The sequence below is a fragment of the uncultured Erythrobacter sp. genome (assembly GCF_947502395.1).
Classification (GTDB): domain Bacteria; phylum Pseudomonadota; class Alphaproteobacteria; order Sphingomonadales; family Sphingomonadaceae; genus Erythrobacter.
The window spans coordinates 945221-965439 of sequence record NZ_CANMZM010000003.1; the positions used below are offsets into that span (position 1 = coordinate 945221).

Annotated in this window: 23 protein-coding genes and 1 tRNA gene; 13 read left to right on the top strand and 11 right to left on the bottom strand. The window is 56.0% G+C overall.

Annotation, left to right across the window (positions count from 1 at the left end):
• Positions 1-64: 64 nt before the first annotated feature.
• Entirely contained in the window at positions 65-2077 is a 2013-nt protein-coding gene (locus Q0778_RS15815) for a histidine kinase dimerization/phospho-acceptor domain-containing protein (protein ID WP_298337486.1), read from the bottom strand.
• 294 nt (positions 2078-2371) lie between these two features.
• Here Q0778_RS15815 and Q0778_RS15820 point away from each other — a divergent pair, with 294 nt between their 5' ends.
• From Q0778_RS15820 to Q0778_RS15835, 4 genes are read left to right on the top strand one after another with little or no spacing between them, the layout of a single operon-like run.
• Positions 2372-2833 carry an Lrp/AsnC family transcriptional regulator gene (locus Q0778_RS15820; protein ID WP_298302446.1) on the top strand — a complete coding sequence of 154 codons (462 nt, stop codon included), beginning with the start codon at positions 2372-2374 and terminating at the stop codon, positions 2831-2833.
• A gap of 25 nt (positions 2834-2858) precedes the next feature.
• A complete protein-coding gene (locus tag Q0778_RS15825) occupies positions 2859-3308 on the top strand; it encodes a GFA family protein (protein ID WP_298337489.1) in 450 nt (149 codons plus the stop codon).
• Positions 3309-3333: 25 nt separating this feature from the next.
• Complete coding sequence (locus Q0778_RS15830) at positions 3334-3744, top strand: hypothetical protein (RefSeq protein ID WP_298337492.1); 411 nt, start codon at positions 3334-3336, stop codon at positions 3742-3744.
• Positions 3741-4295: a hypothetical protein gene (locus Q0778_RS15835; RefSeq protein WP_298337495.1), complete on the top strand. Its 555-nt coding sequence runs from the start codon at positions 3741-3743 to the stop codon at positions 4293-4295. The genes Q0778_RS15830 and Q0778_RS15835 overlap by 4 nt, the downstream gene beginning before the upstream one ends.
• Here the strand turns inward: Q0778_RS15835 and Q0778_RS15840 are convergent.
• From Q0778_RS15840 to Q0778_RS15850, 3 genes are all read right to left on the bottom strand, one after another.
• Positions 4292-5611, bottom strand: coding sequence for an NAD(P)/FAD-dependent oxidoreductase (locus Q0778_RS15840; RefSeq protein WP_298337726.1), 1320 nt, complete (start codon positions 5609-5611; stop codon positions 4292-4294). The two genes, Q0778_RS15835 and Q0778_RS15840, sit on opposite strands and share 4 nt — an antisense overlap.
• 122 nt (positions 5612-5733) lie before the next feature.
• Positions 5734-6099, bottom strand: a complete 366-nt coding sequence (locus Q0778_RS15845) for a nuclear transport factor 2 family protein (RefSeq protein WP_298302458.1) — start codon at positions 6097-6099, stop codon at positions 5734-5736.
• A gap of 14 nt (positions 6100-6113) precedes the next feature.
• Complete coding sequence (locus Q0778_RS15850) at positions 6114-6560, bottom strand: nuclear transport factor 2 family protein (protein ID WP_298337498.1); 447 nt, start codon at positions 6558-6560, stop codon at positions 6114-6116.
• Positions 6561-6641: 81 nt separating this feature from the next.
• Between Q0778_RS15850 and Q0778_RS15855 the strand changes: the two genes are divergently transcribed.
• Positions 6642-7433, top strand: a complete 792-nt coding sequence (locus Q0778_RS15855) for a helix-turn-helix transcriptional regulator (protein ID WP_298302464.1) — start codon at positions 6642-6644, stop codon at positions 7431-7433.
• On the opposite strand, the gene accC is transcribed toward Q0778_RS15855, so the two are convergent.
• From accC to Q0778_RS15870, 3 genes are all read right to left on the bottom strand, one after another.
• Positions 7393-8742 carry an acetyl-CoA carboxylase biotin carboxylase subunit gene (accC, locus tag Q0778_RS15860; RefSeq protein WP_298337501.1) on the bottom strand — a complete coding sequence of 450 codons (1350 nt, stop codon included), beginning with the start codon at positions 8740-8742 and terminating at the stop codon, positions 7393-7395. The genes Q0778_RS15855 and accC overlap by 41 nt on opposite strands.
• A 15-nt stretch (positions 8743-8757) precedes the next feature.
• Entirely contained in the window at positions 8758-9249 is a 492-nt protein-coding gene (accB, locus tag Q0778_RS15865; RefSeq protein ID WP_298337503.1) for an acetyl-CoA carboxylase biotin carboxyl carrier protein, read from the bottom strand.
• Positions 9250-9353: 104 nt separating this feature from the next.
• Positions 9354-9794, bottom strand: coding sequence for a type II 3-dehydroquinate dehydratase (locus tag Q0778_RS15870; protein WP_298302473.1), 441 nt, complete (start codon positions 9792-9794; stop codon positions 9354-9356).
• 171 nt (positions 9795-9965) lie between these two features.
• On the opposite strand from Q0778_RS15870, the gene Q0778_RS15875 reads away from it, so the two are divergent.
• From Q0778_RS15875 to Q0778_RS15895, 5 genes are all read left to right on the top strand, one after another.
• Entirely contained in the window at positions 9966-11102 is a 1137-nt protein-coding gene (locus tag Q0778_RS15875) for a hypothetical protein (RefSeq protein WP_298337506.1), read from the top strand.
• 2 nt (positions 11103-11104) lie between these two features.
• Positions 11105-11548, top strand: a complete 444-nt coding sequence (locus tag Q0778_RS15880; RefSeq protein WP_298302479.1) for a MarR family transcriptional regulator — start codon at positions 11105-11107, stop codon at positions 11546-11548.
• A 175-nt stretch (positions 11549-11723) separates the two neighbouring features.
• A complete protein-coding gene (locus tag Q0778_RS15885) occupies positions 11724-12071 on the top strand; it encodes a metalloregulator ArsR/SmtB family transcription factor (RefSeq protein WP_298337508.1) in 348 nt (115 codons plus the stop codon).
• Positions 12068-12613, top strand: coding sequence for an SRPBCC domain-containing protein (locus tag Q0778_RS15890; RefSeq protein WP_298337512.1), 546 nt, complete (start codon positions 12068-12070; stop codon positions 12611-12613). Before Q0778_RS15885 ends, Q0778_RS15890 begins: the two co-directional genes overlap by 4 nt.
• A 12-nt stretch (positions 12614-12625) precedes the next feature.
• Positions 12626-13168 carry a DUF4287 domain-containing protein gene (locus tag Q0778_RS15895; protein ID WP_298337515.1) on the top strand — a complete coding sequence of 181 codons (543 nt, stop codon included), beginning with the start codon at positions 12626-12628 and terminating at the stop codon, positions 13166-13168.
• 23 nt (positions 13169-13191) lie between these two features.
• Here Q0778_RS15895 and Q0778_RS15900 read toward each other — a convergent pair whose 3' ends face one another.
• From Q0778_RS15900 to Q0778_RS15915, 4 genes are all read right to left on the bottom strand, one after another.
• Positions 13192-13605 carry a holin family protein gene (locus Q0778_RS15900; RefSeq protein WP_298337517.1) on the bottom strand — a complete coding sequence of 138 codons (414 nt, stop codon included), beginning with the start codon at positions 13603-13605 and terminating at the stop codon, positions 13192-13194.
• Between the two features lie 82 nt (positions 13606-13687).
• Positions 13688-14569 carry a CoA ester lyase gene (locus Q0778_RS15905; protein WP_298337520.1) on the bottom strand — a complete coding sequence of 294 codons (882 nt, stop codon included), beginning with the start codon at positions 14567-14569 and terminating at the stop codon, positions 13688-13690.
• Positions 14570-14602: 33 nt separating this feature from the next.
• Positions 14603-16750 carry a TonB-dependent receptor plug domain-containing protein gene (locus Q0778_RS15910; protein WP_298337523.1) on the bottom strand — a complete coding sequence of 716 codons (2148 nt, stop codon included), beginning with the start codon at positions 16748-16750 and terminating at the stop codon, positions 14603-14605.
• 105 nt (positions 16751-16855) lie between these two features.
• Positions 16856-16932: transfer RNA gene (locus tag Q0778_RS15915), tRNA-Pro, on the bottom strand.
• Positions 16933-17218: 286 nt separating this feature from the next.
• Here Q0778_RS15915 and yajC point away from each other — a divergent pair.
• From yajC to secF, 3 genes are all read left to right on the top strand, one after another.
• Positions 17219-17548, top strand: coding sequence for a preprotein translocase subunit YajC (gene yajC, locus Q0778_RS15920; RefSeq protein WP_298302499.1), 330 nt, complete (start codon positions 17219-17221; stop codon positions 17546-17548).
• A gap of 76 nt (positions 17549-17624) precedes the next feature.
• Positions 17625-19223: a protein translocase subunit SecD gene (gene secD / locus Q0778_RS15925; RefSeq protein WP_298302502.1), complete on the top strand. Its 1599-nt coding sequence runs from the start codon at positions 17625-17627 to the stop codon at positions 19221-19223.
• A 14-nt stretch (positions 19224-19237) separates the two neighbouring features.
• Positions 19238-20215 carry a protein translocase subunit SecF gene (gene secF, locus Q0778_RS15930; RefSeq protein WP_298302505.1) on the top strand — a complete coding sequence of 326 codons (978 nt, stop codon included), beginning with the start codon at positions 19238-19240 and terminating at the stop codon, positions 20213-20215.
• Positions 20216-20219 lie beyond the last annotated feature (4 nt).

Genomic DNA, 20219 nt, shown 5'->3' on the forward strand with positions numbered 1-20219 from the left:
TTAGCGATGCCTTACCGTCCCTCAAGCGGAGGGCTAAGGCACTGATCTTAGGAGCCAATTGTGATTAATGCTCGGCAGTCTCTGATCGAATTACCGCTTGGGAGGCGTTCGCCTTTGGAAGTGTTAGGCAAATGGCATCTCCATTCCGTACAAGATCGCCGCCTCCGCTGCGCGCTTCGGCTCGTGCAAGGCGAAGTGCAAAACCCGCTCCAAATAAGCCCGGGTTGATGGTATTGCTCAACGGGCGTGCGTCAGCAGCAAAAAGATCGTCCTCCCCCAGCAGTTGCATTGGCAAATCCAAGGTCAAACTGATCGATCCACCTTCTGTGCCAAGACGCGCCTGAAGCATCTCACCCGCTGCGCAGCCCCCGCCAAGACTCGCGAGTAAGCGCCACATCAGGCTCTCTGCGTTGTCTGCATCAATCGCTGCCACAAAGGCCGCCTCTTCGTCCCATTCGAGTTCCACGCCCGCCATCCGTGCTTCAAGCACCCGCGAGAATTGGTTCACAATGCGATGAGTAACAGCGGCAATGTCGGTTTGACCTTCATCGATTTCTATCGCTCCAGTCTCAAGCTTGGCCAGACGGTCAAGTTCCTCAAAGCCAGAGAGGATGCGTGCTGCGTCAGCGGCAATCGCGGCAGCCAAAGCGCGATATTCATGCGGTGCGGAACCAAAAAGCTGCTGTTGGATCACTTCCGAATAGCCTTGAACTGCAGTTACCGGCGTGCGCAATTCGTGAAGCAATTGACGGATCCGGTCCGCCTCGGCCTGTGCTGGAGTGGGGCCAGAAGGAACTGCCTCGATCGGTCTGCGCATTCGTCCGACATAGCCTGCGAATCCGCCAATTTGGCTAAAGCGTGGCTGCGCGTCCACGACCCAATTTCCCGCAATCGCTGGGGCTCCTGCCAATGTGAACGGGGCTGCGCGGATAGGCTGGCGCCGGTTGAAGGCCGTGGTGACTGCCTCATGAAAATCGCCTGACTGAAGCCGCGATGAAGCGAGCAGCCGGGTGCCGATGACCATCGATGCAGCGCCTTCCTCCGCCCATTCGATTCGTCCCGCTGCATCCGCTACAAAGCCGAAACCGCGCACCGCACGCACGCGGGCACTATCCTCCTCACCAAGAGGCAGGCGTGGCATAAGCGGGTCGCCATCGGGTCGGCTATCACAAGGAGCTTCTTCCGGAGTTAGCGTGCTTTCCCGGTTGCGTTGAAACTTGGCGATACGCTCAACCAGAGCTGAGATTTCGCTGCGCCCATCTGTTTGACCATCGTCGGGCGATTGCGCTTTGGCGTCCTCAGAGAGATCTTCATTATCGCCGAGTGGCTTGTCGGAGATTTGCCTTAACTCTTCGATCGTGAAGGGTTGTGGTTTATAGTCTTTGTCTTCGGTGTTTTCTTCAGACCCATGCGCAATTGACCTGTTCTTCGAAAAGAAGATTGGGCGGAGTGGTGTTGAAGAATCCCCTGCGTCACTCACCTCTTCTGGATTTTGCTCAATCGGCAAAGTAGTGGGTGGCTCGCGTGGGTTGTCCTCGGGAGGAATACCCGGAGCCGGCAGCTCTTCGGCTGAGTTAAGGTCTAATGGTTGATCCCCATCAGCATCTGCTCCCGCACTTTGCGGCTGTGGGAGGCCCCGATCGTGGATGCCAAGCTTTTCGAGCGTCGCCTCTACTCCATCGGGCATATCGCGTCTTAGCCGAAGAAATCCCCGCGCACGCACAGGTAGTCGTGGGATAAGCGCGGTCCAGTCATCAGATGACAGTTTCGCACGGGAAAGCGCCGCTGATGCCACTTCTGGTTCAAATTCAGCCAAATGCGCGACCAGCTCAGGATTGCGCAGGTGCCAGCTGGGCTCGCTGATAAGCTGCGCCCGGTCCTTTGAGGGCAAATCTTCGGCAAGCTTGCTCATCCGCATCCACGCAGCGGCAACGAGGCTTGGATCACGGCCTGGTTTGCGTGCTCCGCTCGCCTCAGCGCCCAGCAAATCAAGCAATTGCCGAAATTGCGTACGACGCATCGCATCACTCTGAGCGCTCTGTCTCAGAACTGTTGCGAGGCGATCATCGAAGAACATTCTTGCTCCCAAAACGGCAGATTGCAGAACCCACAAAAAACGCAAGCGTTCTCAGCATGTGGGGTAGCACCAAGCGTGCGGCAATACAGAGGGGCTTTAAGATGCGTTGCAAAGCGGGACAATTGCTGGCACACATAATAAAATTAGTTTCAAAACCGATCTATCGGGCACATTCTTACAGACGATCGGTGCTGTGTTAGCTGATCTTCCCGAGTCGGGTGTTGACGCTAACTCAGGCAATATCAGGGGGGCTAGGGTGCAGAACGCCGCCTTTTTGAGGAGAAAAAAGGGATCATGGCGAATTTGGACGAGATCGATCGTCGATTGCTGGGGGAGCTTCAGGCAGAGGGTCGCGTTACCAATGTTGAGCTCGCGCAAAGGGTCGGGCTGACTGCGCCGCCCTGCTTGCGCCGTGTGCGCGGGCTTGAAGAAGATGGGGTTATCCGCGGCTACCATGCGGATTTGGACCCATCGAAGCTTGGCTTTGCAATCACCGTCTTCGCGATGGTGAGCCTCAAAAGTCAGGCGGAATCCGATCTGCGCGAATTTGAAGATCATATGGCGGACCTTCCTGAGGTACGTGAATGCCATATGCTCAATGGTGAAATCGACTTTATTCTGAAGATCGTCAGCCAGGATTTGCAGAGTTTTCAAGAGTTTCTTACCAGTAAGCTAACGCCCGCTCCCAACGTGGCAAGCGTCAAAACTTCGCTCACCATCCGCACAGCCAAGCATGAGCCGGGTGTGCCACTGTAAGCCTCTTAAGCCGGAGGATCCTGAGATGAGTGATCCACAAGAGATCATAGCTGAACCGCTCACAGGATCGTGCCTGTGCGGGGCGGTCACAGTCATAATGCGCGAAGCTCACCGCGAGGTGGACGTGTGCCACTGCACCATGTGCCAGAAATGGAACGGCTCAATGTATGCCGGGATTGAGGCTGACGACTTTACGCTTGAGGGCGAGAAGCACATAGCGGCCTACCAATCGAGCAATTGGGCTGAACGTGCGTTTTGCTCCAAATGCGGCAGCCATCTCTGGTACAAATTTCTCCCCACGGGCAATCGTACGTTCTTGGCTGGCATGTTTAAGCTGCCCGAAGGACTGCCGATCAAGCATCAAATTTTCATCGATGAGAAACAGGACTGGTTCGACATCGCGCAGGACAGCCCCAGGAAAACAGGGCCTGAGATCATCGCTGAAGCGGAAGCGGCGGGATTTTCATTCGATTAGAAGCAATTGGCTTGACGCAGGTTGTGTGCTAAAGGCAGCGGAGATGCTGGATGAGCTGCCTGAGACTCCGATCGAACTGTCTGAGCCTGCTCAACGTGCCGCAGAGATTGTAGAGCCACATCTGCCGACCGAGACACGCGAAGATGGCTCGGTCGTGATCGATTTGTCAGGATTGGCGCCGACACCGACAGAATGTCTCGACCGCGAGCCTGATCCGTTCAATCCGGAGATTGTTGTGTGCCGTAGGTTAACGCCGTCCCCGCGTCTGGGTGCGAATTACGGTCCGAGCGCCGGCGAGCTTATTGAAGGAAGCGCTGTCCCGCGTGCGCGGGTGCGTATCTCCGAGGATGCCGATGCGGAAGCCAATGTGACGAGCAAAGGTGTCGGCGGTTGGAACGCCAATGGCGCTGAGGTGCGAGCCAGGATCAAGTTTTGAGAGATATCTCTTACGACGCTGGGAGCACACTAAGCCACGAAGGTGCCCAAATTTTGGCAACTGTCCGGTATCCAGCTGGTAGAGTTACTTTCGCTGCATTCTTAATGATCTTTCTCGGGGCGCTATTTTGCCTTGTAGCCTTCGATCCGATGTTGGTTGCAGATCTTGCTCAACGAGAATCCAGAGGTGGTCGCTACGGCTACAATCCATTTCCAGTTTTTGAGCTTTTCACACTGTTTGGGGTGAATGTTCCGTGTCTGTTACTTGCGGTTTTCTTTTTTTACGGCGGGCAGAAGCTCGTACGCCGATCCATCAACACAACGGCCATTCTCATAGACGATCTGCAGACGCAGTTTCATTCGACTATCAGGCACCAGCCAATTCAAAGCAGCTCAATCGAAGAGGTGCGCTACTTGGAGCGTCGAGGTGCGGCTTCGCTTCAGATTGTTTCGGGTAATGAAGTGATCAAAGTGCACGGGGTGTTAAAGGATGATGCCACCACGCTGGTCGAAGCATTTGAACGGTGGAGGCAGGGCACCCGCGAGCCCTAATGCAGCTTCAATCTGGGGCGTACAATCCGGTTCACCCGGCCGATTACCATCAAGCCCAAGCCCTTCAACCAACCATGAATACCGATCAGGTGCATACGGTAGAGCGAGGTATAGATGAAGCGTGCTATGCGTCCCTCGACTGCCATCGCCCCGCCAACGAGGTTCCCCATCAAACTGCCTACGGTGGTGAAGCGACTGAGTGAAATCAGTGAGCCATTGTCTTTGTAGACAAAGTTCTCGAGGGTTTTACCGCGTTCGCGTAAGCGAATGTTCTTGAAAGCGGTATCTGCCATTTGGTGCGCTGCTTGAGCGCGTGGCGGGATCTGCGGGCCGCCATCTTCGGGTGTGAAAGCGCAGCAATCACCAAGCGCAAATATATCTTGATCGGTCACAGTTTGCAGTGTGGGCTTCACAACGATCTGATTGCGCGATGTCACCGCAAGGCCAAGATCTCCGATGAAATCGGCGCCTTTGACCCCGGCGGCCCAAACCATCAGGTCTGCCTCAATTTCTTCACCATCTTTGGTGACGAGCGCATGTTCGGTTGCTTGTACCACCTGCAGACCCTCGCGCACTTCCACGCCAAGGGTTGTCAGCTCATCGCGGGCTGAGTTTGAAAGGCGTTCGGGAAGGGCGGGAAGAATGCGCTCGCCCGCTTCCAGCAAGGTGACTTCAAGGCGGCTTTCATCAAACACTTCAAGGCCATAGTGCTTCAGCCCTGCTGCTGCATTGTAGAGCTCTGCTGCAAGCTCAACCCCAGTTGCCCCGCCGCCTACAATCGCGACCTTCACTCGCTCATCGGAGGCCGGATCGGCCAACATTGCGCGGCTGACGCGTAGGCAATGATTGAGCAGCTTGCGGCGGAATTTGTCGGCTTGGGTTCGGCTGTCCAGATACAGGCAGTGGTCCTTCACGCCGGGCACTCCAAAATCGTTGGAGACCGAGCCCATGGCGAGCACCAGCATGTCGTATCGGATTGTATGGGCGCCGATCACCTCTTTGCCATTGTCATCGAGCACGGGTGCCAAACGGATGGTGCGGTCTTTCCGGTCGATGCTTTCAAGGCTGCCTTGGAAGAAACGATAGCCCCATCGCGCGCAGTGGCTGCGATAGCCGACTTCATCCATATTGGCATCGAGAGACCCCGCAGCGACTTCGTGCAAGAGTGGCTTCCAAATGTGTGAGAGGTTTTTATCGACGAGGATGATGTCGTGATTGCGCCGCCCGTATTTCGCACCCAGACGCCGCACAAGCTCAAGACCGCCCGCACCACCGCCAACGACCACAATCTGCGTTTTTCGAGTGCCCCGACGGATGCGCGGATAAGGCGGGGAGGCGGTGGCGCGCTCTTCGAGAGGGATACTTTCGTGTTTCACACCCAACTAACGCGCAACATCCCATTCGGTGCCCCAATCCGCCAGAAACGCCGGGACGAGCCCTAGTCATGCGCTTTAAGCCGCCCAAAGAAACCGATGACTTTCACAATTTTCCCAGCATCATTAACCTCGGTCATATCAAAGCCATCCATCAGGCGTTTGTCGCCCATGTCGATCTTCCAATGATAGCGGCAGAAGTTGTTCTGCATGTCGACCTCGCTGTTGCGGCCATAGACTGCGCCCGGGATCTGCTTTTGCACCTGTTGCACCATATCGATGAAGGCCTTGCGCCCGATGATATTGTGGTTGGGGTCGGCGAAATGGACGTTGTGTTCCATTGCCTCCTCGGTGAGGCGCTCAATCTCTGCAGCATCGGTGGTGTTCCAGATCGCCATCATTTTCTCGAGGCTTTCCATATATCCGCTCATGTGCGTGTTCATTCCTAACTGTAACTTGCATCAACTTCTGGTGCGTGCTGACCAAGCCATTCCAAGGCGTTCTGCACATCTGCTTCGGCAAGATCGTAGATGTCGTTCATCGCAATCAGCCGGTCACCTTTGAAACGCCAAAGGCTCTTCGCTGAAAAGTGGAGCAGAGGTTTGTCGCCCAATCGATAGACACCCATGGCGCGTCCTGTGATTGCATCGGGCGCAAACTCGCGCACTCCGACACCGAACCACCATCTCTGGTCGAATTGCCGATCGAAGTTGGCGATCGATTTCGCAAAACCCGCGAGCACGGTGTCACGCCCAGCAAGACTGCACGCAAAAGGTGCGCCCGACACTGTGTAAGTCACCTTGGGGTCAAGGAACGGCGCGAGCGCGTCCCAATCATCCGTTTCGACAGCCTCATCAAAGGCGGCAATCCATTCGCGCCATCTTGCAATCATGTGTCTTGCTCCTCTTTTGTGGAGCTTCAATGCAATCAAGAAGTAATAGACACAATTACCTCAACGTCATAATGAGACGTTATGGGTTTTGGAGTCGTCCTCGCAAGATTACGCCGCGCACGCGGTTGGTCACAAGAAGAGCTCGCGCATAAAGCCGAGCTTTCTCAGCGGCATGTCAGCTTTCTTGAGACAGGGCGGTCGCAGCCGGGGCGGGCTGCCTTGGCCAAGTTGACGAAAGCTATGGCGCTAAAAGGGTGGGAGCAACGTTCGTTGATGCGGTCATTGACAGATGAGCCTGAACGCCCGCAGCCTGAAAGAGCGCCCACCGCCTTACCGGAAGGGTTTCTGGAGAGACTATCGATCTGGCCAGCATGCACCTTCAAGTCAGACGGATCGCTGGTGCAAAGCAATACGGCGCTCGACACGCTCCTCGACTATGCGTCTGGTGGCAAGGATTTATGGGGCGCAACTGCGGCCGTTGGCGTCCCGAACCTGTATGACCTCGTGTTTCATCCCAAGGGATTGATCCGTTGGATGATAAATCCAGAAGCGGTCATCCCCGAAACGCTTAGGCGCCTGAGGATCGAAGCCTCTCACAAGCCAACTTTGAACAAAGCGCTTTCGCGTTTTGAGGGGTATCCCAGCGTTCAAAAATGGGGGGCAGGGCTGGGCGATCCGCCTGCGGTTTTGGCCGAAGCTTATCGCTTACCAATGGGTAAGACGCTCACCGTTGTTTCTGTTCTATCGTCGATTGCGTCGCCGGGAGAATATGATTTGGCCTCTCTGAGGATTGAGACCTTCGTGCCCGCCGATGGCGAAAGCGCTAAGCTTCTTAGCTCTCTCGCTCGTCCAACCACTCTTCCAGCCATTTGATCGAATAATCGCCGTGGAGGACATCGGTCTGTTTGAGCAATTCCTGATGCAGTGGGATGTTCGTTTTGACGCCTTCGACGACCATCTCTTCCAATGCACGGCGCAGGCGCATGATGCAGCCTTCACGATCGCGGCCATAGACGATCAGCTTAGCGATCATGGAATCGTAGTAGGGCGGGATCGAATATCCGGCGTAGAGTCCTGAATCGACGCGCACATGCATACCACCAGCCGGGTGGTAATATGTGACCTTGCCCGGTGACGGTGCGAAGGTGAACGGGTCTTCTGCATTGATCCGGCATTCAATCGCGTGTCCGCGGAATTCGAGGTCTTCCTGAGCGACAGACAAGAGCTTTCCAGCCGCAATGCGGATTTGTTCGCGCACCAGGTCAACACCGGTAATCGCCTCGGTAACAGGGTGCTCCACCTGAAGCCTTGTGTTCATTTCGATGAAGTAGAATTCACCGTTTTCCCAAAGGAATTCAATCGTGCCTGCCCCGCGATAGGCCATGTCACGCATCGCTTTGGAGCAAACCTCGCCCATGCGCATGCGCTCTTCATCGTCGATGATGGGAGAAGGTGCCTCTTCAAGAACCTTTTGGTGGCGGCGTTGGAGCGAGCAATCGCGCTCACCCAGATGGATAGCGTTGCCATTGCCATCGCCGAACACCTGAAATTCGATGTGGCGCGGATTGCCGAGGTATTTCTCAATATAAACGGTCGCATCACCGAATGCGGCTTTCGCCTCGCTTCCAGCCTGCTTCATCAGCGTCTCGAGTTGGTCCTCGCTCTCGCACACTTTCATGCCGCGACCACCGCCGCCAGACGCAGCTTTGATGATTACCGGATAGCCCACTTCGCGAGCCACCCGCTTACCTACTTCTGGATCATCGATTGCGCCATCTGAACCCGGAACCAACGGAAGGCCCAAGTCACCAGCGGTTTTCTTTGCCTGAACCTTGTCGCCCATTGTGACGATATGCTCAGGCTTGGGCCCTATCCACGCAATGTCATGCGCTTCAACGATTTCCGCAAACTTGGCGTTTTCCGATAGGAAGCCATAGCCAGGGTGAATGGCATCGCATCCGGCGACCTCAGCAGCCGAGATAATCGCAGCATGGTTTAAGTAGCTATCAGTCGCCGCTGGTGGGCCAATGCAGACCGCGTGATCCGCCAGCCGCACGTGCATTGCATCGGCATCAGCAGTGGAGTGCACCGCGACCGTCTCAATTCCCATTTCATGGGCCGCCCGGTGGATGCGCAGCGCGATTTCGCCGCGATTGGCGATCAAGATGCGTTTAATGCTCATGCGTCTCTCGCCCGCTTAGCCAATCACGACGAGCGGTTGATCAAATTCAACCGGCTGCGCGTTTTCGATGAGGATCGCCTTGATCGTACCCGCTTTGTCGGCAGTGATCGGATTCATGACCTTCATAGCTTCGACAATCAGAAGTGTATCGCCTTCACCAACGCTGTCGCCGACTTTGACGAAATTGGGTGCGCCAGGTTCCGCGGCGAGATAGGCCGTGCCCACCATCGGGGATTTTAGCGCGTCAGCGTGATCGTCCGCAGGAGGCGCAGCCGGGGCGGGGGCCGTCGGAGGCGCCGCCGTTGCCGGCGTGACCGGAGCCGATGCTGCAGGAGCAGCCGCAACACCGGCGACAACGCCGCCGCGTGCCACGCGGATCTTGCGATTATCGTCTTCAACTTCGATTTCAGTAAGACCGGTCTCGTTGAGAAGTTCCGCGAGTTCGCGGACAAGACTGGTGTCGATATTCATGCCGGACTTGCCAGCGTTAGGCTTTTTGTCAGCCATTCGTTCCCTCTAAAGGTGACCCCGTTCAGACCCGCGTGCCTATTCACCCCAATTGTGGCTGGCAAGTGGCAATCGGCAGAGGATGCGAAAGTTTCTTGGCAAAATCACACTTCGCCCGACGTTACAGCCTCGAGTGCAATGCGATAGGACTCGGGGCCATGCCCCTCGACCGTCTTGGCCGAAGCCATGCCGATAAAGGAGATGTGACGAAACTCCTCGCGCGTTTTGGGATTGGAAAGATGAACCTCGACAACCGGTGTGGTGATCGCTTTGATCGCATCAAGCAGCGCGATGGATGTGTGCGTGTAGGCCGCCGCATTGAGCAATACCGCGCGAGCGCCTTCAGCCTGCGCTTCGTGAAGCCAATCGACCAGCATGCCTTCGTGATTGGTCTGACGCATGTCGATGGTAAGCCCGTGTTCGCGCGCCTGATCCTCAAGCATTCCAGCAATTTCATCGAGAGTCGTGTGCCCGTAAATCTCTGGTTCGCGCAGACCAAGAAGGTTCAGGTTCGGTCCGTTGAGGACATAGACTGTGTTGCTCATGTCGCGAGCGATAGCCGCTATTTCCTGTGCCGGAAAGCGCGGGGTAGAGACAATGTTCTGGTCGCCATATTTTGACCTCGATCAATTCCGCGGCTGGAGTTCTTACCGCTTGCTTTTAATTTGATGTCAAACTATCTGATATAGTTAGATATCAAATTAAAGGATGGATTGATGCAGAGACGTGCGGTTTTGGCAGCAGGCTTGGGAGGGTTCGGTTTGATCGCGGCAGGGGGCACCTGGCGGGTCACGCGAATGCCTGACAGCGCCTTCGAGCCCTGGTCAGTAGGTGATATCAATCTGCAGGACATTCGTTTGCACGCATTCCGCCACGCAATCCTCGCGCCCAATCCTCACAACCGGCAACCATGGCTGATCGAACTGGTTGGGGAGAATGAGGCGATCCTCTCCTGCGACCTTGCCAAGCGGCTTCCTGTAACCGACCCCTTTGATCGCCAGATTACGATTGGCTTTGGAACCTTCCTTGAGATCGCCCGGATCGCCGCAGCAGAAAAAGGGATCGCGTTAGAGGCTGAAATGTTCCCTGACGGCGAAGCTTATCCGAGGCTCGATACGAGACCTATTGCTCGGATCAAATTCGGCGAGGAGGGCAGTGCAGAACCTGATCCGCTATTCGGTGCAATTGTGCATCGTCGTTCAAACAAGCAAGTTTATGACCTTTCACGCAAGGTCGAAACCCGATTACTCGACGTGGTAGTTGGATCTGGGGGTGCAGGGACAAATGATCCGGCATGCATTGCCGAATTGCGCAACGAGATTCTGAGCGCGATCAGCATCGAGATGACCACCGTAGAACCTCACATGGAGAGCGTTGAATTGATGCGGATCGGTTATCGGGAAATCGCAGCGAACCCCGACGGCATCAGTCTATCTGGGCCGATGATCGAAGCAGCGCTTCTCGCAGGTCAGATTAGCCGGGAGCAGCTTGCTGATATGAACAGCAGCACTTTTAAGACAGGGCTCGACCAAATGAACGAAACATATGGATCAGTACCCGCGCTCATCTGGATCACGACCCCTTCCAATACTCGCGCAGACCAGATTGAAGCCGGTCGCCAATATGTCCGGGCCAATCTGCAAGCCGCCGCGTTGGGCCTTGCGATGCATCCCATGAGTCAGAGCCTGCAAGAATACGAAGAGGTTTCAGAGAATTTCGGCGCGGTGCATCGTCTAATTGGGGCGAGCGGCGACGAGCGAATTCAAATGCTCGCACGAGTCGGCTATGGTGTTAGCATCGAACCGAGCCCACGTTGGCCAGTTGAAAAATTTGTGAGACTCAGAAGCACCTAAGAATGTCAGACCGCGCCTCCCTGTTCGCACTTTTCAATGAAATTGCGATCATCAACCAGCTCGCAAACACGGCCTTTGCGTCGGTCCTTCCTGCAGGCATGACGCTGGCGCAATTTGGTGTCCTCAATCACTTTGTCCGATTGGATCCGGGTGCGGTGCCGCCCAAAGATTTGGCCAGCGCGTTTCAGGTGACGCGCGCAACCATGACCAGTACTTTGACCCGGATGGAGCGTTCAGAGCTTGTTGAAATTGTGCCCAACCCAGACGACGGACGTGGGAAGCTGGTCTCGATCACCGCTGAAGGGCGAGAGATGCGCGAGCAATGCATCATGCGCCTTCAAGAGCCCATGAAAGAGGCGGAACAGGTGGTAGATGTGGAAGAAGTCGAAACCTTGCTGCCCCATCTCACATCGCTCCGGTCCAAACTGGACAACTTAAGAGACTAGGCGAGAGCCTTTCGCGCTTTTCTGAGGCGCTCGGTCGAGCTTCAGCCTTTCTTGCGCACATCTGGCATTCACAACTGCGTAAGGTCCAGGTGGGATGAAATGCGAGGCTAATGGGCCCGCGCTGCCTCGCATTGTGCCGATTGACCGTCATATTGAAATGTAATAATGTAATTACATGATTACCGAATCGGGCATGGATAATGTTTTCCAGGCGCTCGCGCATGAAACACGGCGTTCGATCCTGGATCGCCTTCGTGGGCAGCCGGGTCTTGCGGTGGGAGAACTAGCGAGCGGTTTCGACGTGAGCCGCATCGCCATCATGCAGCATCTCAGGGTGCTTGAGCAGGCGGGCCTTATCGTCAGTGAGAAGCAAGGGCGCTCGCGCCGATTATACCTAAACGCTGTCCCGATTCAGCAAATTCATGAGCGGTGGACCGACGAATACAGCAAGCATTTTGCCTCACGTCTCACCGCCATCAAACAAGCCGCCGAGAGTGCGGTCAAGAGGGAAGGGAACACATGACCACTGAACAAGCGCAGGCCGACAAGGCGGTTTATCAGGTTTATATCGAGGCACCGATTGAGAAGGTTTGGAACGAGTTGGTCAAAACCGACGATATGCTCCCCTTTTTCTTCGGGTCTGTTTGCAAAACCAAAAATGGACTGGCGGTCGGCGAGCCAATGGCGATGGAGACGACCAATGGGAAGTACCGAAGCGTTGTAGGCACTGTGCTCGAATTTGATCCGCCCAACCGGTACTCTCACACCTTCAAATTTACGGGGTATGATGATCCGCCATGCACAGTTACCTATGAGCTCAAGTCGGTCGAAGGCGGCACCCGGTTCTCTCTCATCACAACGAATGTTCCAGCCGGCACCAAGACTGAAAAAGGCATGGCACAAGGCGGTAATTTCATCGTCAAAACGTTCAAATCGGTGGTGGAGACTGGCGGGCCTGGCTTTGGAACGCGGTTGATGCTGGGCGTGATGGGCCTTGCCCAACCGTTTACGCCAAAACAATGTTGTTCAGAGCTTTGGTCATTTGACCGCATTCGCGATCTTTAAGGGGGAATTTCAATGAGCTCACCAGACGATCAACTCGCAACCATGCTGAAAAATATCCCTGAGAAGACGGGGAAACCGCTGAGCGATTGGATTAAACTCATCGCGTCAACTGGTCATGAAAAGCACGGGGCGATCCTGAAGTTTCTTAAGGAAGAGCATGGTGTCAGCCACGGCTTCGCCAATTTGATCGCCAGCAAATCGCGCGAAACAGGCGAGGAAGTCGATCTTGTTGCGGCGCAATATTCTGGTCCGAAGGAGGCGCTGCGACTGCTGTATGAAGAGATCGTGAGCTTCTCAGAAGGACTGGGATCAGATGTCGAGATCGCGCCCAAGAAAGCGAGCGTAAGCCTGCGCAGGAAAAAGCAGTTTGCGCTCATCACCCCGGCGACCAAGACCCGGATTGACCTTGGTCTCTCACTGAAGGGTGAAGAACCCGCGGGGCGGCTTGAGACATACAATGCGATGTGCAGTCACCGGATACGATTGGAAAGCGCAGCGGATTTCGACGACGAGGTAAAGCGCTGGATGAAAGAAGCCTACTCGCGTTCAGGCTGATAAAAGCTCCGAGGGCTGCGAGCCTACTTATCGACACCCTTCACTTTGCCCCACTGCCGGGCAGCTGTGTAGCCGAGGTAGCCGGTTCCAAACAGCGCATAAAGTGGTTCAGGAAGGCCCGAGAGATAAGCGTTCATTCCGCTCGCAATATCCTTTGCAGCGTCCGGATTGAATGCACTCAGAAGGCCCATGGGGAGGGCGGTCAAGATCAGCACATACATGACATAGAGAAAGCTTGGTCGCGCTCTGCTGGTCCAAGGATCTTTGGAATTGGCTTCGGCGACAATGGCTTGGAGGCGCGCCTCGACCATTTCCATTTCCTGCGTGCCTTCAAGTTTAATAAGCTCAAGCTGCGCTTTAGCCCGCGCTTCTTTGTCAGGGATAATCTTGTCGAGCAGTTTGGTGATCGGGCCGATCAGCGAATTGAGAAGTCCCATGAATGCGCACTCCATTATTGCGAATCGCGCCCTGACTAACCACATTGGCTCATGTAGGAAAATCCGATAACCAATAAGGGTGTTATTCGCCTGCCTCAGCCAATAAGCGCTCAGCCAGCGCCAAGTGCGGGCGATCGATCATTGCACCATCAAGCTGAAGCGCGCCCGCCGTCGGGTTCTCGGCAAAGGCCTGAACAATGTCGCGGGCGTGTGCAATTTCCTCTGCACCCGGCGTAAATGCTGCGTTGATCGGAGCGACTTGCGCAGGGTGGATCGCCAGCATCCCACGAAACCCTTGTGCTCGAACCCGGCGCGCACGCGTTTCCAGGGCCTCAAGATCGCGAAACTCGGGCTGCACCGTCTCAAGCGGCATCACCCCGGCCTTGATCGCACCTAGGAGACAAAGGCTGCGCGCCATCTCGAACACATGGCTGTATTCGCCATCCGGCCCGCGCTGTTCGCTTGCGCCCAGCTCGCTGGATAAATCTTCGGCGCCCCAGCTCATCGCGGCCAGACGCGGTGCGCCGTCGTATGTGCCTGTGGTAAACATCGCGGCAGCGGTCTCGGTGACGAGAGCAGCGACTTTGGTAGAGCCAGGTGCAATACCAGCTGCTTCTTCCCGCGGGGTGACCATTGCGTCGAGCGTGGTAACGTCGTGCCCGCCTTCTGCTTTGGGCAAAAATAGTCCACCCGGACCGGCAGAGATCACAGCATCGAGATCATCCTCGGTCCAATGGCCGGAAAGTGGATTGACCCTGACCCACACACGGGCTCTGTCAGGAGCAGAGGCGATGGCGTGGGCGACCATCTTGCGGGCATCGGCCTTGCGATCAGGCACTACCGAATCTTCAAGATCAAGCAGGGCAATATCGGCCTCGCTCGCGATGGCCTTACCCATTTTCTTTTCGCTGTCGCCCGGTGCAAACAGCCAGCTGCGCATTGTGATCTGTGGGGCGTTGCTCATGTCTGATCCTCTCTTACCGCTTCGGTAAGGCGCTCAGAACGTTCCTTCAATCTCAAGCGTGAAGATTTGCCCGAAGCTGCGATCCCGATCCTCGCGAAAATCGACAATGCCAGCGGTGCGGTCGAGGAACACGGTTCGGTCGATCCTATTGGTGCGATCCAAAATATTGTTGATCGCAAGGCGCACCACAAGGCCTTCGATATCCTTGTTCTCAATGTAGTAGCCGGCGAAGGCGAAACTATCATTGCGCACTGAGATCTGGTCGAGACGCACGTTCGGGGCACGGTCACTCCAGAACGCGGTGACCCCGGTAGCCCAGTCAGTGTTTGCCAGATCGTGCCGCAGTTCAAAATCGATCCTACGGTTTTGAAAATCGGAGAGATCGCGGCTGGTGCCGAGCAAAGGATCGTCCAGCGAACTTCCAGCAACACGGAAATTCGCATCAAATCGCGTGCCTTCCCATCCCAGGCCATCGGAGAGAAGGGTCACATCGCCTTCAAGCCCATAGGTGCGTGCTGACGGGATATTGCCCGGCGCTTCTCCGCCACCCTCAATAGGGATTTGATCAACAATGTCAGAGGCATCTTCGAAGAACGGGCGCAGGGCGAGCGTGCCGAGCGCACCAAGCCCGATATTGGCCTCAAGCTCGAACGCCCAGAACTGCGGTGGGACAAGTTCGACGTTGGAGACATTGGCATTGTCGAAATCGAGATCGACTGAGGCGATGAAGTCAAAGAAATTGAGCTGGCCAACCTTGCGTTCGACCCGCCCCGAGAAGTTGAATGTGTTGCTGGCCTTCCAGTCGAGCGCGACGAAGCCCTTTGGACGAAAGAATGTTCGGGTCAGGCCGGTTGGTCCATCCTGACTGATGCGTGAAAGCTCAGCGCCAAGGCTGGTTTGCAATTGCAGGTTTCGCGCAAGCGGGCGGCCGTAGGTGACACTCGCTTCCCCGCGATCTTCGTCCACCCGGTCGGTGGCTCCTGCAAGATTGGCGGGCTGCAACACCCCTTGGTCGTCGCGCACTTCCAATTCGGCCGTTATGTCGAGGAAATTCTTGACCCCTTCCAGAGCCAGCACGACATCGCCGCCAGCCGCTCCAAAGTTAAATTCGCCGCGCGCAATGGTCTCGCCCTCATCGGCATCGCGAGTGAAAAGCGTGCCCGTTGGCGCACTGCCATCGGCAAATTCGGTGATGACGAAAGAGGTGGTCGGGCTATCCTCGAAGCGATGGTAGCCGATCAGTTTCAACTGGCCGCCCATAACCGGGAACTGATAGTCAGCACCGACCTCGAAATTGAATTCGTCTTCAGTGTCCCGGAAGGTTCGTAAGCGGTCGACGGGATTGATCGAACCCGAGCGCTCAGACACCTCTTTGCCGCGGCGGATAAATCCATTCACTTCGCCCGTCAGGTTGAGTACATTCCCATTGTTCGCCGTGCGCGAGTAGGAGCCCGAAAGACTGATTGTATCGAAGGCAAAATTGGCCTGCTCTTCTCGGCTATCGATCAGATTGTCGGCCTCATCGAAGACAAATTCGGTTCCATCGTCACCGCGCCTGTTCGAATCGTTTTCCAACGCGAGCGTCCACTCATCTTTCAGGCCGCCGCCCGCCAAAGAGATTGAACCTTCAAGGAGCCGGGGAGGTGTCCCTCTTGTGCGAATCTGCGGGGCATAGCGAAACCGCCCGGTGATCCCGCCGCTTCGCGCGGTTACCACGTTGAGTACCTGACCTGAGAGACCGCCGATATCTAGGCTTGCGCCATCGACAATCTCGAGGCGCACAACCTCTTCAACAGGGATGCGGCCAAGCGCTTCGACCGGGCCGTTGGACTTGCCTGAAATGCGTCGACCGTTGATCAGAACATTGGTGTCTGCTGCGCCAAGACCGCGCGCCCCGTCGCCTTCGCGGATTGAAAACCCAGGAACTTGCCGCGCCATGTCGGCTGCGCTGCGAGGTGCGAAGCGCGCGAAATCTTCAGGTGTGAAGACCGCTCTTGTGCCTGAGCCTTCACTAGTATCCGCACCCGTCTCATCAGCAGGGGCGCCCGTTAGGTCAGCAGGTGCCGCGCCAGGAACAGACGCTTCCTGCGCGCAAACAGGCGCGGAGCTCAGCGCGAAGAGCGCTGCACCGGTTAGCAGTGTCAATCTGATGTCGGGGGAATTGACGAAGATAGGAGACATGAAACTTCCTTGCGCGTGCCGGAAATGAATGAACAGCGCGAAAAGGACGAAGCGATCCTCTGCTTCGATGAGTGCATTGCAAAGAATGCAATTGGGTCGCTCCACTGGTCGGGAAGACAGGATTCGAACCTGCGACCCCCACACCCCCAGTGTGATGCGCTACCAGGCTGCGCTACTTCCCGAACCGGTGGAGTGGCGCGCCTATAAGCGGCTCCATGCATGCTGGCAAGCGCGGAGGTTCAAGGAATCTCGCTTGACGGTTGTGCACTTTTGCAGACGGTCTCGCGCAATGGGCTGATTGCGGCCAGCTTGCATTGCTGCTAACCGCGCCCACTTAAGCCCAACAACCATTGTGTTCGTGGGGTGGGATCATGGGATATTGCAGACGTTGGATCGATCATGTCCGCGCCAACCCCAGCGATGCTGCTCCCGCACACAAGATACGATTTCACATAGGTTTTTAGACACATGCTTGAACTTCTTACCGCAGCTGCCGCCGGGGCCGGTGAAGCGCCACCAGCTTGGATTAACTGGCTGCCAATCGTTGGTATGGTCGTGATTTTCTGGTTCTTGATCATTCGCCCACAGATGAAGCGGCAGAAAGAACACCAAACAAAAGTTGCCGGGCTTAAGAAGGGCGATCAGATTGTCACTCAAGGCGGCCTTGTTGGCAAAGTCATTAAGACCGACGATACCTATGCCGAAATCGAGCTTGCCAAGGATGTGCGTGTCAAGGCCGTCAAGCACACCATTGCTGACCTCATCGAGCCGGGCAGCAAGCCCGCCGCCAACGATTAAAATGTCGCCCCGCTGAGCTTGGTTTCAGGCGCGAGACACCCACCATACATCTCAATAGGATCAAAGCTGCCTAGCTATGCTTGATACCCCACTCTGGAAGAAAATCTCGCTTTGGGCTGTGACCCTTGCGCTTATCGCGGCAGCGTTGCCGTCTCTGTTCTCGGCCACTGGAATGGACGTTGGAGAGAGTGCACCCGAGATCAATCTCGGCCTGGATTTGGCAGGTGGCTCGCACCTTCTACTTGAAGCGGACCCGAACGATGTTGCGGCAGAGCGGCTTGAGAACATGGAGGAGTCGGTTGAGGCGGCGCTTCGTGGAGCAACCCCTGCGATCCGGTTTGGCGATACCTCACGCAATGATGGGCAGCTTTCCCTTCTGCTCGATAGCACAGCAGACATCGACCGCGCGCGGGGTATTCTTGAGCCCATGATGATGGGCAATGATGGCTCATTGCGCCAAGAATGGGATCTAGAAGTCATTGACACCCAGCGTTTGGTTCTTGTTCCCACCGACAGCGGGCTGAACGTCGCAGTGAACAACGCGATGGAAAGCGCGATTGAAGTGGTTCGACGCCGGATCGACGAGCTTGGGACGCGTGAACCGACAATCGTGCGCCAAGGTGACACTCGGATCGTCGTGCAAGTCCCGGGGCTCGAAGATCCGCAGGCCCTCAAAGACTTGCTTGGCAAGACGGCACAACTTGAGTTCAAACTCGTCGATCAACAGGCGCTGCCTAGCAACACTGAAGCGGGAATCGCGAACCCGGGGAGCCAGATATTCCCTTATGCAAGCGATTCCAACTTTGCCGGTGCGTTCGAGGCTGTGAAACGTCTTGGCGGCATTCGCGGCGACAGTCTTACCGGTGCTCAGGCCGGGGTTGACCCTCAGACCAATGAGAACGTGGTCAACATCCAGTTCGATCAGCAAGGTGGGCAGAGATTTGCGCAGCTTTCAACGGAGAATGTGGGTGAGCGTTTTGCGATTATTCTTGATGGAGAGGTGATCTCCGCGCCGTTCTTCAACGAACCGATCCTCGGAGGCTCCGCTCAAATCTCAGGCAGCTTCACACCCGACAGTGCCAACCAATTGTCGATCCAGTTGCGCTCGGGCGCTTTGCCGGTGCCGCTGACGGTCATCGAAGAACGCACGGTGTCGGCGGAGCTTGGGGAGCAGTCGATCCGTTCTGGGCTCATTGCGATGCTGATTGGCAGTCTCGCCGTGGTTGCTTTGATGATCGCGACCTACGGGCGCTTTGGCATCTATGCGACGGCGGCATTGATTATCAACGTTCTGATTTTGCTCGGCCTGATGGCAGTCGGAAACTTCACGTTGACGCTCCCCGGTATCGCAGGGTTTGTCTTGACCGTTGGCGCGGCGGTGGATGCAAACGTGCTTATCAATGAGCGTATTCGCGAAGAACGCAAACGCGGTCGCAAAGTCATCACTGCGGTCGAGAACGGCTACAAGGAAGCGTCGCGTGCCATTTACGATGCGAACATCACCAACTTCATCGCCGGGATCGCGCTGTTCTGGTTCGGCTCTGGACCAGTGCGTGGTTTTGCCGTGGTGCTGGTGATCGGCCTCATCACTTCGGTTTTCACTGCATTGACGCTTACGCGTATGTGGGTGGCGGGCTATCTCGCCGCGAACCGTCCTAAAGACATCAACATTTAAGAGGGGTCAGAGACATGAAACTTCTAAAGCTCGTCCCTCAAGACACCAACATCAGGTTCCTGCGTTTGCGGGTTCCGTTCTTTATCGCAAGCCTGCTGTTGATGGCCGCAAGCTGGGGCATCGTCGCGGTCAATGGCCTCAACCTCGGCATTGACTTTGCCGGTGGGCAGGAAGTTCGACTGAACTTTGTTGAGGGGAACGCAGCGCCCGTTGGCGAGTTGCGCGAAACCGTCGAAGCGCTCGGCTATGGAACGCCGGTTGTGCAGGAGTTTGGCTCTCCTAATGAGGTGAGTATCCGGGTGCCTTTGCCAGAAGGTGTTGAGGATACGCCGGGCGCGGCAACCGCCATTGGCAACGAAGTGATCGCCGCGATTGAGACCGGCTATCCCGATGTCCGGACGGACGGCAACCAGACGGTTTCCGGAAAGGTCGCTGGTGAGTTTAGTCGCGATGCAGGACTTGCATTGCTGTTCGCGATGGTCGCCGTGGCGCTCTACATTTGGATCCGGTTTGAGTGGCAGTTTGGTGTGGGCGCTCTCTTTGCGCTTTTCCACGATGTGTCTCTGACTTTGGGCATTTTTGCGCTGTTCCAGCTTGAATTCAGTCTTCAGATTATCGCCGCAATCCTCGCGATTATCGGCTACTCGCTGAATGACACGATTGTCGTTTACGACCGCATCCGTGAGAACCTGAAGAAGTACCGCAAGATGCCACTGCCTGAGCTTCTCGATCTCTCAGTTAATGAGACTCTGGCGCGTACAGTGATGACCTCACTGACACTTCTGGTGGCTCTTCTGCCATTGCTGATTGCTGGTCCGGCAAGCCTCTTCGGCCTTGTTGCCGCGATCACCGCAGGTCTGTTTATCGGCACCTACTCAAGCGTCTACCTCGCCTCACCAATCCTTATTTGGCTGGGTGTGAATTCTGACAGCTTTGTGCCGAAAGAGACCGAGGCCGATATCCAAGAGAAGAAGGTGCTTGGCGGGTTGTGATCGT